General features: G+C 65.9%; 13 protein-coding genes. 8 read left to right on the forward strand and 5 right to left on the reverse strand.

The annotated features are described in order from the left end of the window. Positions 1-186 precede the first annotated feature (186 nt). From bamC to fliE, 5 genes are all read right to left on the reverse strand, one after another. On the reverse strand, positions 187-1332 hold the full coding sequence (gene bamC, locus RBT42_RS16095; RefSeq protein ID WP_320366975.1) for an outer membrane protein assembly factor BamC: 1146 nt from the start codon (positions 1330-1332) through the stop codon (positions 187-189). Positions 1333-1395: 63 nt separating this feature from the next. Beyond that, positions 1396-2277: a 4-hydroxy-tetrahydrodipicolinate synthase gene (gene dapA / locus RBT42_RS16100; RefSeq protein WP_320366977.1), complete on the reverse strand. Its 882-nt coding sequence runs from the start codon at positions 2275-2277 to the stop codon at positions 1396-1398. 63 nt (positions 2278-2340) lie between these two features. Then, positions 2341-2472: a hypothetical protein gene (locus RBT42_RS16105; RefSeq protein ID WP_320366979.1), complete on the reverse strand. Its 132-nt coding sequence runs from the start codon at positions 2470-2472 to the stop codon at positions 2341-2343. A gap of 9 nt (positions 2473-2481) precedes the next feature. Further along, positions 2482-3702, reverse strand: a complete 1221-nt coding sequence (locus tag RBT42_RS16110; protein ID WP_320366981.1) for an MFS transporter — start codon at positions 3700-3702, stop codon at positions 2482-2484. Between the two features lie 22 nt (positions 3703-3724). After that, complete coding sequence (fliE, locus tag RBT42_RS16115; RefSeq protein ID WP_320366983.1) at positions 3725-4075, reverse strand: flagellar hook-basal body complex protein FliE; 351 nt, start codon at positions 4073-4075, stop codon at positions 3725-3727. A 209-nt stretch (positions 4076-4284) separates the two neighbouring features. Between fliE and fliF the strand changes: the two genes are divergently transcribed. The 8 genes from fliF to fliM form a co-directional block, all read left to right on the forward strand. Next, positions 4285-6018, forward strand: a complete 1734-nt coding sequence (gene fliF, locus RBT42_RS16120; protein ID WP_320366985.1) for a flagellar basal-body MS-ring/collar protein FliF — start codon at positions 4285-4287, stop codon at positions 6016-6018. A gap of 15 nt (positions 6019-6033) precedes the next feature. Further along, positions 6034-7029, forward strand: coding sequence for a flagellar motor switch protein FliG (gene fliG, locus RBT42_RS16125; RefSeq protein ID WP_320366986.1), 996 nt, complete (start codon positions 6034-6036; stop codon positions 7027-7029). Then, a complete protein-coding gene (locus tag RBT42_RS16130) occupies positions 7016-8068 on the forward strand; it encodes a flagellar assembly protein FliH (RefSeq protein ID WP_320366988.1) in 1053 nt (350 codons plus the stop codon). The genes fliG and RBT42_RS16130 overlap by 14 nt, the downstream gene beginning before the upstream one ends. Further along, the gene (gene fliI / locus RBT42_RS16135) at positions 8065-9486 is read left to right on the forward strand and encodes a flagellar protein export ATPase FliI (RefSeq protein ID WP_320366990.1); all 1422 of its coding nucleotides are present in this window, start codon (positions 8065-8067) and stop codon (positions 9484-9486) included. The genes RBT42_RS16130 and fliI overlap by 4 nt, the downstream gene beginning before the upstream one ends. A gap of 41 nt (positions 9487-9527) precedes the next feature. Then, positions 9528-10010 carry a flagellar export protein FliJ gene (fliJ, locus tag RBT42_RS16140; RefSeq protein WP_320366992.1) on the forward strand — a complete coding sequence of 161 codons (483 nt, stop codon included), beginning with the start codon at positions 9528-9530 and terminating at the stop codon, positions 10008-10010. A 10-nt stretch (positions 10011-10020) separates the two neighbouring features. Then, positions 10021-11388 (forward strand): flagellar hook-length control protein FliK, encoded by a 1368-nt coding sequence (locus tag RBT42_RS16145; RefSeq protein ID WP_320366994.1) that lies wholly within the window; start codon positions 10021-10023, stop codon positions 11386-11388. Positions 11389-11527: 139 nt separating this feature from the next. Beyond that, positions 11528-12172 carry a flagellar basal body-associated protein FliL gene (fliL, locus tag RBT42_RS16150; RefSeq protein ID WP_320366995.1) on the forward strand — a complete coding sequence of 215 codons (645 nt, stop codon included), beginning with the start codon at positions 11528-11530 and terminating at the stop codon, positions 12170-12172. Positions 12173-12217: 45 nt separating this feature from the next. Beyond that, the coding region (fliM, locus tag RBT42_RS16155; RefSeq protein WP_320366997.1) for a flagellar motor switch protein FliM at positions 12218-13090 on the forward strand (873 nt) is incomplete at its 3' end.

The raw sequence follows: 13090 nt of genomic DNA on the forward strand, positions 1-13090 counted from the left end.
GCTTCTGAAGTTGCTTCCGCTGCTTCGAACTAATCTTAGTTCAGCTGCAAAAAAAGCCGCTCTTCGGAGCGGCTTTTTTCATGTCCGCTCCCTTTGTCTTGAGGGTGGCGTGCATGAAAAAAGACCCGGAGGCTTGCGCCATCCGGGTCTTTCTTTGACCTCTGATCGAGGCCCGCGTTGCCGTGGTCAGTTCAGCTCGGTCAGCAACTGTTGTGCGATGCGCTTGCCGGTTGCTGTGGTGGCGGGCTTGCCCTGTTCATCGAGCACGCTCACGACGCTGTTGCTGCCTTCGCCTTGCACCTTCACCTGGTAGCGGCTCAGGCTGCCTTCACTCTTGTCTTCGGCGCCGAACAGTCGCGAGAAGAAGCCCGGCTTGGTGGCGGTGGGATCGTTGGCCGACAGGCGCACTTCAAAGCTGCCTTGGCGGCGGTCACGGTTTTCGACAGTGAAGCCGCTGCGGTCCAGCGCCAGGCCCACGCGGCGCCAGGTGGTGTCCGGGTCGGCGGCCACGCTCAGGCCATTGCCTTGTGCGTTGATCTGGGCGATCTTGGCGGCGGCAGCTGGTGTGGCGGTCTGGCTCGACTCACGCTGGAGGGCGTCGGCTTCTTCCTGGGTGCCGCCCAGCACGATCATCATGCGCGACAGCATTTCGGCTTCCAGGCCAGGATCGCTGGGGCGTGCGCGCCAAGTGGTGCGTTCTTTCTTGCTGTCTTCGTACTCTTCGCTCATGCCGCGATGGCTGACGTACACCTCGGTGCCGTTAGCGGTGCGCTCGATGCGGGTGCGGTACATGTCACGCTCGCCGGTGTCGTAGAGCATATCGAACACGCGACCCAGGGTCTGGCGGATCAGGCCGTCCTTGGGCACCTTGGCGCGGTTCTCGGCCCAGGTGGTTTCCATCACGCCGACTTCGGGCTGGTTGACCGCCAGGCTGAAGCCGTTGTCTTCCCAGAACTTGCTGATCTGGTTCCACACCTTGTCGGCGGGCTGGTCAACCACCAGCCAGCGGTTCTGACCTTGGCGTTCTAGCTTGACGCCGCCTTTGGTGGCCACCGCCACCGCAGTTTGTCCGCTGCTGGCCGCCGCTTCCGCACGGGTGAGGGTGCTGGCGCTGATGGAGTTGGCTGGCAGTTGGTTGTAGCGGACCTGGCCGGGCAACTGGCTCAGGTCAGGCGGGACATCCAGACGCACGGTTTTGGCACCGCTGGTGCGGTAGTCCACCTTGTCGCCGCCCAGGGCGTCGTTGATGGTGGAGCAGCCGGAGACCAGCAGCAAGGACGCCAGGGTGGCGCCCAGAACGAGGGGTGTCGAGTGACGAGGAGTGTTCGGCATGTGCGGTGCGTGAAGGTCAGACCCCGACGCCTGGGTGTCGGGAGGGTGTCAGGATCGGAGGGGTTAGAACACCCCGGACTCGTGCAGGGCAGTCTTGACCAGTTCCTGCGAGGCAGGGGTCAGGGGCGTCAAGGGCAGACGCAGTGCGCCGCCGATCTTGCCCATGTGGGCCAGGGCCCACTTGACGGGAATCGGGTTCGGCTCGACGAAGAGTTGCTTGTGCAGGGGCAGCAGCTTCATGTGCAGTTCGATGGCGCGTTTGGCATCTTGCGCCATGGCGGCCTTGCACAACTCGGCCATGTCGCGCGGGGCGACGTTGGCGGTGACGCTGATGTTGCCGTGCCCGCCCATGGTCATCAGGTGAACGGCCGTGGGGTCGTCTCCCGAGAAGATGGAGAAGCCCTTGGGGGCCTGCTTGATCAGCCAGGCGGCGCGGTCGAGGTTGCCGGTGGCTTCCTTGATGCCGATGACGCCGGGCAACTGGGCCAGGCGCAGGGCGGTCTCGGGCAGCATGTCGGCCACCGTGCGACCGGGCACGTTGTAGAGCACCACTGGGATGTCCACCGCTTCGACGATGGCCGTGAAGTGCTGGTAGATGCCTTCTTGCGTGGGCTTGTTGTAGTAGGGAACGACCTGCAGGGTGCAGTCGGCGCCGACCTTCTTGGCGAACTTGCTCAGCTCGATGGCTTCGCGGGTGGAGTTGGCGCCGGCACCGGCCATGATGGGCACGCGGCCAGCGGCCTGCTCAACGGCCACACGGATGATTTCGCAGTGTTCTTCGACGGACACGGTCGGGGACTCGCCCGTGGTGCCCACCACGCCGATGCAGTTGGTGCCTTCGGCGATGTGCCAGTCGATCAGTTTGCGCAGGCTGTCGTAATCGACGTTGCCGTCTTCGAACAGGGGCGTGACCAGAGCGACGATGCTGCCAAAAATGGGTTTCATGGTGATTCCTTCTATCTGATCATTCTAATGGCCTGAAAGCGCGTATCCGGGTGGCGGGCTTTGTCAGAAGCAACTCCAGATTCGCCCGGCCAGATCCACGATCAGATCGGGTGAAAAGTACAGCGAGAACACGAGGGCGAGCACCACGGCGGCAGCGAGGTAGCCCAGGGTGATGCGGTGGCGGCGCGCCGGCATGGTTCAGCTTCAGGGGGTGACGGTGCGGGGCACCGGGGTGCGATGCTCGCGGATCGGAAAGTTCAATGCGGCAGCGACCACACCGAGGGCGATGGCCAGCCACCAGACGACCTGGTAGCTGCCGGTGGCGTCGTAGAGGCGCCCGGCCAGCCAGACGCCCATGAAGGAGCCGATCTGATGTGAAAAGAACACGATGCCGCCCAGCATGGACAGGTGGCGCACGCCGTGCATCTGGGCGACGACCGCGTTGGTGGGGGGCACAGTGGACAGCCACAGCGTACCCATGGCGGCAGCGAACACGCCCACACTCAGCGGCGACAGGGGCAGGCTGATGAACACGATCATGACCACGGCGCGGGTCAGGTAGATGCCCGAGAGGATCCAGTTCTTGCGCAGACGCTGGCCGAGGGCGCCGGCAGCATAGGTGCCGATGACGTTGAACAGGCCGATGAGCGCCAGGGCCGTGGTGGCGACCTCGGGGGCGAGTTGCTGGTCTTTCAGATAGCTGGGCAGGTGGATGCCGATGAAGGCGACCTGGAAGCCGCACACGAAGTAGCCGGCCGTCAGCAGGAGGAAGTCGCGGTGGCCGAAGGCATCGCGCAGGGCGGCCGAGGCCGGCTGGGGCGGCGGTGCACTGGCCTGGGGTGCCGCCTCAGGGGACTCGCGCAGGCCGAAAGCAATGGGGCCGATGAGCAGGGCGGACAGGGCAAGAGCCATCAGCGCGGCCGACCAGTCCATGCGGTGCAAGAGGGTGCTGGCCAGGGGCACCATGAGGAACTGGCCAAAGGAGCCGGCGGCCGCGGTGATGCCCATGGCCCAGGAGCGTTGCTGGGCGCTGATGTTGCGGCCGATGATGCCGTAGATGACCGAGTAGGTGCAGCAGGCCTGGGCCAGGCCGATGGTGACGCCCGTGGTCAGCAGGAAGGGCAGGTGCTCGGTGGTGGTGGCCATGCCGAACAGGCCGAGGGCGTAGAGGAGGGCGCCGGCCCACAGCACCTTGAAGGCGCCGCCCCGGTCGGCCCACCAGCCCACAAAGGGGCCGGCGGCACCCCAGACCAGGTTCTGCAGCGCCAGGGCCAGGGAAAAATGCTCCCGCGTCCAGCCGTGGGCCATGGTGATGGGTTGCAGCCACAGCCCGAAGGCATGGCGAATGCCCATGGACAGGGTGACGACGAGGGCGCCGCACAGCAGCAGCTGCACCAGAGGCAGGGGACGGGAGGAAGAGGGCATGACAGGCAGGCGAGCGTGGGGCTCAAACCTGCATGTTCATGATATCGGTATACGCCTGCACGAGTTTGTTGCGCACCTGAACGGCTGACTGGAAGCCCAGCTGGGACTTCTGCATCGCGATCATGGTTTCTTCCAGGCTGACGGTGGGGTTGTCGAACTGGACTTCGCGCTGCATGGTGGAGGCGGTGGCCTGGGCCTGGCTGATGGAACTCAGCGCGCCTGCAAAAGCGTTCTGGAAACTGGGTTTCTCGACCGCCGCCGCGCTGCCGGCAGACGCCAGGCGGGTGTTGGCCTCGACCCGGCGCGCGACGTCGGCCATGCCGGCCTTGGCGGCGGCCTGTGCGAAGTCAAAGGGCTTGAGTTTGAGGTCCATGGTGCGGATCTGTGCGAAGAAGGTGTGGTGCCGATCACCACACTTCGCACTTTAGCGAGCGCCAGACCCGGTGATGCGCCGAAGAAGTTGGCAATTCGGGGGCTGTTTCGGCCACAGGGGGTCCGGGAAGTCTCAATAATCAGGACCTGCCAAGGTGGGTTGAGGTGCCGAATCGGTTCGGCGCGCAATCCCATGCATCATGTCACCCCATGGAAGTCTCTGTCGCCAATCCTCAGTCCGTCGCGCCGCTGGCACCCAATCAGGTGCTGGATGCGAACGCGTCCCAGCCGCCCGGCTTTGCCCAGCGGGTGATGGCTTTGCCGGTGCAGCGCAAGCTGATGCTGGGCGGTGGCATTGCCGCCATCGTGGCCATTTTTGTGGCGATGATGCTGTGGGGGCGTGAGGGCGACTACCGCGTCCTGTACACCAATCTGTCGGACAAGGACGGCGGAGCCATTCTGGCGCAGTTGCAGCAGATGCAGGTGCCCTACAAGCACGCCGACGGGGGCGCGGCCATCCTGGTGCCGTCCGACAAGGTGCACGATGTGCGCCTGAAGCTGGCCTCGGCCGGCCTGCCCAAGGGCTCGGTGGTGGGTTTCGAGCTGATGGAGAACCAGAAGTTCGGCACCACCCAGTTCCAGGAACGTTTGAATTTCCAGCGGGGCCTCGAAGGCGAGCTGACCCGCTCGATCCAGGCCTTGTCGAGTGTCCAGAGTGCCCGGGTGCACCTGGCGTTGCCCAATCAGAATGGCTTTTTCCGTGAGCAGCAAAAGCCCTCGGCCTCGGTGGTGCTGACGCTGTACACGGGCCGCAGCCTGGACCGTGGCCAGATTGCCGGCATTGTGCATCTGGTGTCGTCGAGCGTGCCGGAGATGTCGCCCAAGGCCGTGAGCATCGTCGATCAGACGGGGGCCCTGCTGTCCGGGCCACAGGAGGGCGTGGAGCACGCCGGGCTCGACGCCCAGCAGTTGCAGTACGTGCGCCAGATCGAGACCAACTATGCCCAGCGCATCCGTGACATCCTCGAGCCCGTGGTGGGCAAGGACAACCTGCGGGCGCAGGTGACGGCTGAGCTGGATTTTTCGCAGACCGAGTCGACGGCCGAAGAGTACAAGCCCAACCAGGGGCCGGAGGCCGCGGCCACCGTGCGCAGCCAGCAAACCAGCGAGCAGTCTGGCAGCACAGGCGCCACACCGGCTGGCGTGCCGGGGGCCACGACCAACCAGCCACCGGTGCCGGCCACCGCACCGATCAACGGTGCCTCGGCGCCGCTGCAGGCCGCCCAGGTCAACGGGAGCGCGCTGACCAATGGCCGCCGCGAGGCCGTGACCAACTACGAGGTGGACAAGACGGTGCGCGTGACGCGCAGTGCCACCGGCAGCATCAAGCGCTTGAACGCGGCGGTGGTCCTGAACCACCGCACGGTCACGGATGCCAAGGGCAAGACCACGACGCAGCCGATCCCGGACGAGGAGCTGGAGAAGCTGACGGCGCTGGTGCGTGAAGCCATCGGGGTGGACGATCGCCGGGGCGACTCGATCAAGGTCGTGAACACGCCCTTCCAGGTCGTCAAGGAAGAACAGACCGACACGCCCATGTGGCAGCAGCCGGAGACGGTGGATCTGATCCGCACGCTGGCGGTGCCGGGGGCCTTGACCCTGGCGGCGCTGATCGTGGTGTTTGGTGCGATCCGTCCGGCCATCAAGGCAGCCCGCCCCGCGCCGGTGGAAGAGGTGGAACAAGGTAAGCTCAGCGCCATCGTCGACGATGCCCAGGAGTTGCCTGCCTTGCCGGGCACGGGCATGGTGCTGGGGCCCGATGGTGAGCCGCTGGCGGCGCTGGAGGCTCCTGGCACCGATCGTCGACTGGAATCAGCGCGTGCCCTGGCCCGTGGCAACCCGCAGGCGATGGCCAATGTGGTGCGTGGCTGGATGAACAACTGAGCAAGGACGCGCGTCATGGACGAAAAAGGTGTGGAAGATGCAGCCATCCTGCTGATGTCGCTGGGTGAGGAGGAGGCCGCCGAGGTCTTCAAGCATCTCGAACCCAAGGAAGTTCAGCATCTGGGTGAGGCCATTGCCCGCATGAAGGCGGTGACCAAGGAGCGCATCGGCAATGTGCTGGACCGCTTTGCCAAAGAGTCCACCGAAATGGGCGTGCTGGTGGCAGACAACGACGAGTACATCAAGGCGGTGCTGCGCAAGGCGCTGGGCGATGACAAGGCCAATCTGCTGATTGATCGCATCATCCAGGGCAGCGATGTCACTGGCATCGAGAGCCTGAAGTGGATGGATGCGGGCTCGGTGGCCGAACTGCTGCGCAACGAGCATCCGCAGATCGTGGCGGCCATCCTGGTGCACCTGGACCCGGACCAGTCGTCGTCGGTGCTCAAGTTCTTCCCGGAGCGTCAACGCAATGAGGTGATGGTGCGCATCGCCACGCTCGATGGCATCCAGCCTTCGGCCTTGAAGGACCTCAACGAGGTGCTGTCCAAGGTGCTGGCAGGCGGGCAGCAGATCCGCAAGTCGTCGCTGGGTGGTGTCAAGCCGGCGGCCGAGATCATCAACATGATGGGTTCGAGCATCGAGACTTCGGTGCTGGACTACATTCGTGAGGCCGATGGCGACCTGGCGCAGCGGATCATGGACAACATGTTCACGTTCGACGACCTGATCAAGCTGGACGACAAGGGCTTCCAGTCCCTGCTCAAGGAAGTGCAGACCGAGTCCCTCATCATTGCGCTCAAGGGCGCGTCGCCCGAGATCCGCGAGAAGGTGTTCAAGAACATGTCGAGCCGTGCAGCCGAGACGCTGCGCGAGGATCTGGAGTCGCGCGGTCCGGTCAAGCTGTCCGAAGTCGAGGCCGAGCAGAAGGAGTTGCTCAAGATCGTGCGCCGTCTGGCCGACGAAGGCCAGATCGTGATGGGTGGCGGAGGCGACGATGAGTACGTCTAAGCCGGGCCAACCGGGGGGCGGGTCGCACGCCAACCCTTACGCGCGCTTCATCCCCCGCGAGGAGCTGGGGGCGTTTGCGGTCTGGAATCCGGAGACCTTCGAGCAGCCTCAGGCGCCCAATGCGTCGGAAGAAGGCGGCGTGCGCAAGCCGTCGCTGGCCGAGCGGGCCGCCGCCGAGATCCGCCCGACGATGAAGTCGGCTCAGTCCGCGCAGCCGGCCGGCAAGGCGGCCGCGCAGGGCGCCGGGGCGAACCCGGGCGCTGCCATGCCGCGCTCGCCGAACTGGCGCCCGATTGTGGGGGGCATGCCGGGCCAGGCAGAGGCCGAAGCCCTGGCGCAGGCCCAGGCCGAAGCGGCAGCGCGTGCGGCTGCGCAGGCTGCGGCCGAACCGGCGCCGGACACGGAAGCCCTGATCGAGGCGGCTCGCCAGAGCGGCTATCAGGACGGCTACCGCAATGGTCTGGCCGCGCTGGAAAGCTACAAGCAGACCCAGGCCGAGCAGATGGCCCGCTACATGAACGAGCAGGTGGGCGGGCTGGTCGAGGCGATGCAGCAGCGCCTGGATGCGCTGGAGCAGCAACTGGCGGGTCGTGTGGCGGGGGTGTCGCTGGAGCTGGCGCGCCAAGTGGTGCGCAGCGAACTGATCGAGCGGCCTGAGCTGGTGGTCGAGGTGGCCGAGGAGGCCTTGTCGGCCTTGCTGAGCTCGGCCCGTCAGATTGTGCTGCGCCTGCATCCGGAGGACCACGCGGTGGTGCAGGGGCGTCTGGATGAGATCTTGCAATCGCGAGGCGCACGCCTGGTGGCGGATGCGTCGATCCGGCGCGGGGGCTGCCTGGTGGATTCCGACATAGCCCTGGTGGACGCCACGGTGGAGTCGCGGTGGGAGCGTGCGGCCGGGGCCATGGGCCATCAAGCGCCGTGGCAGGGCGGGCATGAGAGCCGTGTGCCGACCGCACGTGAGCCGCGCCGTCAGGACGAGGGCGTGCGTGGCGAGGCGAACCCGAGGGCCGAGGCCCCGGATGATGCAGGTTTGGCATGAGCGCGCGCGCCAAGAGCACCCTGCTGGACAGCTGGAACCGGTACTTTGACGACCTGGACCGCTGCGCGGCCACGCCGATGCCACTGGAGAGCCAGGGCAAGCTGGTGCGCGTGGCCGGTCTGGTGCTGGAGGCGGCCGGTTTGCGCCTGCCCGTGGGCGCAGTCTGTGAGATCCATTCCGAGAGCCGGGTCGAGAAGACCCCGGTGCTCGCCGAAGTGGTGGGGTTTGCTGGGGACCGGGCCTACCTGATGCCCACGGCCGAGGTGCATGGCCTGGCCAGCGGGGCCCGGGTGGTGCCGGTGAGCACGCCTGTGAACCCGCCCAGACTGGGCCAGGTGAACCACCCGTGGCGGCGCAGCGAGGACCGTACGCGTCACATGCCGATTGGCGATGGCCTGCTGGGCCGGGTGGTCAATGCCCAGGGCGAGCCAATGGACCGCAAGGGTCCCCTGCAGGAGGTGCGCAGCGAGCCGTTGGTGCGCCGCGCCATCAACGCCATGGACCGGGACCCGGTGCGCCAGTCCCTGGACACCGGGGTGCGGGCGATCAACGCCATGCTCACCGTGGGGCGTGGCCAGCGTCTGGGCTTGTTTGCGGGGTCGGGCGTGGGCAAGAGTGTGCTGCTGGGCATGATGGCGCGCTACACCCAGGCCGACGTGATCGTGGTGGGCCTCATCGGTGAGCGGGGCCGCGAAGTGAAAGAGTTCATCGAGGACATCCTGGGCGACGAAGGGCTAGCCCGCTCAGTGGTGGTGGCCGCCCCCGCAGATGCGCCGCCGCTGACACGGATGCAGGGGGCCAATTACGCCACCGCGATTGCCGAGCATTTCCGCGATCAGGGCCTGCACGTGCTGCTGCTGATGGACTCGCTGACGCGTTATGCGATGGCGCAACGTGAGATTGCCCTGGCCATTGGCGAGCCACCGGCCACCAAGGGCTATCCGCCTTCGTGCTTTGCGAAATTGCCGCAACTGGTCGAGCGCAGCGGCAACGGCCTCAACGGCCACGGCTCCATCACGGCCTTTTACACGGTGCTGTCCGAAGGCGATGACCAGCAGGACCCGATCGCCGACGCGGCCCGCGCCATCCTGGACGGGCACATCGTCTTGTCCCGTGAACTTGCGGAATCCGGACATTTTCCAGCAATAGACATAGAAAGGTCCGCTTCTCGAGTGATGACGAATGTCGCGGAGCCTCAACATATCGATGATGCGCGCAGATTCCGCCAACTGTGGTCCAAGTACAGCAAGGCCCGCGATCTGATCCAGCTCGGTGCCTATGTGCCGGGTCACGATCACGATCTCGACCTGGCCGTGCGGGTCCACCCGGCGATGGTCAACTTGCTGCAGCAGGGCATGCACACACCGGCCCACATGCCGGACAGTGTGGCGGCCCTTCACCAGATCGTCGCGCAGTGATAGGCTGAGAGAGGTCCCCGAGGGGGACAGGAGACAGGTTCATGAGTGCCACGCAATCGCTGCTGATCGTGCTGGAGGCCGCTGAAAAGGCCCGGGACGAGGCCGTCGCTGCGCACGAGGCGCGGCGCAAGGCCTACGAGGCAGCGCGCCAGCAGGCCCAGTCGCTCACCGACTGGCGCCGCGATTATCAGAATCGCTGGCAGGCACAGTTCCGCCAGTCGGGCGGCATGGAGATCGTGCGCTGTTATCAGGATTTCATGCAGCGCCTAGGGGATGCCGTGGGCGCACAAGACCAGCAGGTGGCCCAGGCGCAGGCCTTGATGGAGCGCAGCCGTCTGGAACTGGTCGAGCGCGAACGTCGCGTGGCGGCCGTCTCGAAGTTGATCGACAAACGCCTGCTGGAGCAGCGCGCGCGCCAGTCGCGTCAAGAACAGAAAGCCACCGACGAGATGGCCTCGCGCGCGGCGCGCCTGTCGGCGTCCATGCCCGGTGGTGTCAACCCGCTGGCCAGTACCTCTTTGTGAAGGCATCGACATGAGCACACCCATCAAGTCATCCGTGACGAGCAGTCCGGGCCAGGGCGGCGTGTCGGGCGCCAGCGAAATGGTGGCCCGCCTGCAGGCGCAGGCGCGCGGCGCACAAGCGCAGGCAGCCCCCCAGAGTTTCGCCAGCCTGATGAGCCAGCAGAATGCTGCCACGCAAGCGGCCCCGGCGCCCAAGGCGCCCGCCAAGGCCGCTGAGCGTCAGGCCCCGTCACACGATCCGGCGGCCAAGGCCCAGGCCACGGCACGCGCCAATGAACAGGCGCTGACCCGTGCGCGCCAGCAGGCCCAGGCCGCCCAGCGCGCGGCACAGCAGGCCAGCCAGGCCGCTGAGCAGGGCGTGCAGGCGGGCAAGCTGCCGCCGCAAGCCCAGGCTGAGCGTGCCGAGGTGTCGCGACGTGCCGAACGGCCCGCTGAGTCTGGCAAGCCCAGCCCGGCCGCCGAGGCCGAGCGCGCGGCCGAGGCTCCCGAATCCCAAGCCGAGTCCAAGCCCGTGGCCGGCGACCCGGCGGGCATGATGGCGTGGCTGGCAGGCCTGCTGCCGGAAGCCAAGCCCGCTGCCCTGAGCGGTGCCGAGGCCTTGGCTCAGGCTGCCCAGGGCCCGGACGCGGGCACCGAGTTCGACCTGGCTGAACTGGCAGCGACCGAGTCCGACCCGTCGGCGCAGGCCGCGCTGGGTGCCGAGGCGGAGAACGGTGGCATGGCGCTGGACCCCTCGCAGTGGCAGCAGACCACGGCTCTGGCGGGTTTGCAGGTGGACGCGCTGTTGGGGCGTGGGGGTGAGTCGGCCCTGGAGGCCAAGGGAGAGGTCGGGGCGCTGTCCGGCCTGACGCCGGGCGTCAACGTTCGCCCCGGTGGCTTGACGCCTGCGGCCGTGCCGCGTCATGAATCGGCCACCTTGCCCACGCCTTTCGGGCATGCCGACTTCAGCCAGGCACTGGCCGACAAGGTCAGCCTGTGGGTGAACACCGCGCGCACCGATGGCCCGATGACGGCCGAGCTGCACCTGAACCCGGCGGACATGGGCCCCATCCAGGTGAAGATCGCACTTGAGGGACAATCGGCACAGGTCGATTTTGCTGCTGCGGCAGCTGAAACGAGAAAAGCCATCGAAGCCAGCCTGTCTGCGCTGTCGTCGGCCTTGAGCGATGTGGGTCTGAATCTGACGGGTGGGGGCGTGACGGCTCAGACCGCCCAGCAGTCATTTGGACAGCAGTCTGCCCCGTCAGATGGGGCGCGTGGGGTGTCCACCGGTTCCTCGACCGCTTCGGCAGGTGAGGATGACGGTGATGTGGCCGTCATGCAGGGCGTGAGCGCCCCGCGTGCCGGGCGTCCCGGCGGACTGGACCTCTACGCCTGAGGGGATGACCGCCTGGGTGGAGAATCAGACGTGTTTCACGGCGCTTATTGATTCTTCACTGTCGCGCTGACTTCGAATAATCCACCTATGGGGTGGTGCCTGCTTGGGGCACCCACCTCGTCATCCAGGAGATACGCGAATGTCAGCAGCCCCCACGGCCAATCAGGCCGATGGCAACGCCCCCAAGAAGGGCTCGAAGAAACTCATCCTCATCATCGTCGGGTTGGTGGTGGTGCTGTTGCTCGCCGGCGTGGGCGCCTTCCTGCTGATGCAGAAGAACATGTCCCACCAAGAGGGCGATGGCGAAGACGGCACCGAGCCGGTGGCGCAGGTGGCCGAAACCAAGGCCAAGCCCAAGGTCGACCCCGGGGCGCCGCCGATCTTCGTGCCGCTGGAGCCCTTCATCGTGAACCTGGCCGATCGCGAGAGCGAGCGCTTCGCGCAGATTGGCATCAATTTGCAGGTGGACGATGCCAAGGTGGGCGAGCAGATGAAGCTGTACATGCCGGCCATCCGCAACGCCATTTTGCTGATCCTCTCGCGCAAGACCGCCGAGGACCTGCTGACGGCTGAGGGCAAGGTGCAACTGGCCGGCGAGATTCAGCGCGGTGCTGCACGTGCCATGGGCTACGAGATCGAAGAGCCTGAGCCCGAGCCGGTGGCGTCTTCGGAAGAAGATGGCACCGATGAGGCCGCCCCGGCGCCCAAAAAACGCAAGAAAAAGAAGACGGAAGACTACAACCCCATCTTGCAAGTGCACTACGCGAACTTCATCATCCAGTGAGCGGTCTTCGAGTCTCTTGATCACCCCTCTACGAAGCCACCGGCCATGAATCAGCAAATCCTCTCTCAAGACGAAGTGGATGCCCTTCTGCAGGGCATCACGGGCGAAAGCCAGAAGCTGGAGCAGGAAGAGGCGCCAACCGAAGGCGTGCGCGACTACAACCTCGCGCAGCAGGAGCGGATCGTGCGTGGGCGGATGCCCACGATGGAGATCGTCAACGAGCGGTTTGCGCGCAACATCCGCATCGGGCTGTTCAACTTCATCCGCAAGTCGCCCGAGGTGTCGGTGGGCAGCATCAAGGTGCAGAAGTACAGCGCCTTCCTGCGCGAGATCGTGGTGCCGACCAACTTCAACATCATGGCCGTGCGCCCCTTGCGGGGTTCAGGCCTGATCGTGTGTGAGCCAACCCTTGTTTTTTCGGTCATCGACGCGCTGTTTGGCGGGGCAGGCAAGTTCCACACCCGCATCGAAGGGCGCGATTTCTCGGCGACCGAGCAGCGCATCATTCGCCGCCTGGTGGACGTGATCAGCGAGGAATACAAGAAGTCGTGGCAGGGCATCTACCCCATCGAGCTCGACTACCAGCGCTCGGAGATGCAGCCGCAGTTCGCCACCGTGGCCACGCCCGGTGAAATCGTCGTGTGTTGCTCGTTCACGCTGGAAATCGGCGATGCGACGGGCACGATCCACATCTGTATTCCGTACGCCACGTTTGAGCCGATCCGCGACATCCTGTTCTCGTCGATCCAGGGCGACTCGGTGGAGCCGGACCGCCGTTGGGTGAAACTGCTGACCCAGCAGATCCAGTCGGCCGAGGTGGAGTTGGTGGCGGAGTTGGGGCATGCCCCGGCCACCGTGGAGCAGTTGCTCTCGCTCAAGCCCGGGGACTTCATTGAGCTGGACCTGGAGAAGGTCATC

This window comes from Aquabacterium sp., from assembly GCF_034003525.1.
GTDB lineage: Bacteria > Pseudomonadota > Gammaproteobacteria > Burkholderiales > Burkholderiaceae_C > Aquabacterium.

Excerpts from the sequence above, each read along its gene's own strand:
- bamC (WP_320366975.1), bottom strand. The coding sequence starts at position 1,332 with ATGCCGAACACTCCTCGTCACTCGACACCCCTCGTTCTGGGCGCCACC.
- dapA (WP_320366977.1), bottom strand. The coding sequence starts at position 2,277 with ATGAAACCCATTTTTGGCAGCATCGTCGCTCTGGTCACGCCCCTGTTC.
- RBT42_RS16105 (WP_320366979.1), bottom strand. The coding sequence starts at position 2,472 with ATGCCGGCGCGCCGCCACCGCATCACCCTGGGCTACCTCGCTGCCGCC.
- RBT42_RS16110 (WP_320366981.1), bottom strand. The coding sequence starts at position 3,702 with ATGCCCTCTTCCTCCCGTCCCCTGCCTCTGGTGCAGCTGCTGCTGTGC.
- fliE (WP_320366983.1), bottom strand. The coding sequence starts at position 4,075 with ATGGACCTCAAACTCAAGCCCTTTGACTTCGCACAGGCCGCCGCCAAG.
- fliF (WP_320366985.1), top strand. The coding sequence starts at position 4,285 with ATGGAAGTCTCTGTCGCCAATCCTCAGTCCGTCGCGCCGCTGGCACCC.
- fliG (WP_320366986.1), top strand. The coding sequence starts at position 6,034 with ATGGACGAAAAAGGTGTGGAAGATGCAGCCATCCTGCTGATGTCGCTG.
- RBT42_RS16130 (WP_320366988.1), top strand. The coding sequence starts at position 7,016 with ATGAGTACGTCTAAGCCGGGCCAACCGGGGGGCGGGTCGCACGCCAAC.
- fliI (WP_320366990.1), top strand. The coding sequence starts at position 8,065 with ATGAGCGCGCGCGCCAAGAGCACCCTGCTGGACAGCTGGAACCGGTAC.
- fliJ (WP_320366992.1), top strand. The coding sequence starts at position 9,528 with ATGAGTGCCACGCAATCGCTGCTGATCGTGCTGGAGGCCGCTGAAAAG.
- RBT42_RS16145 (WP_320366994.1), top strand. The coding sequence starts at position 10,021 with ATGAGCACACCCATCAAGTCATCCGTGACGAGCAGTCCGGGCCAGGGC.
- fliL (WP_320366995.1), top strand. The coding sequence starts at position 11,528 with ATGTCAGCAGCCCCCACGGCCAATCAGGCCGATGGCAACGCCCCCAAG.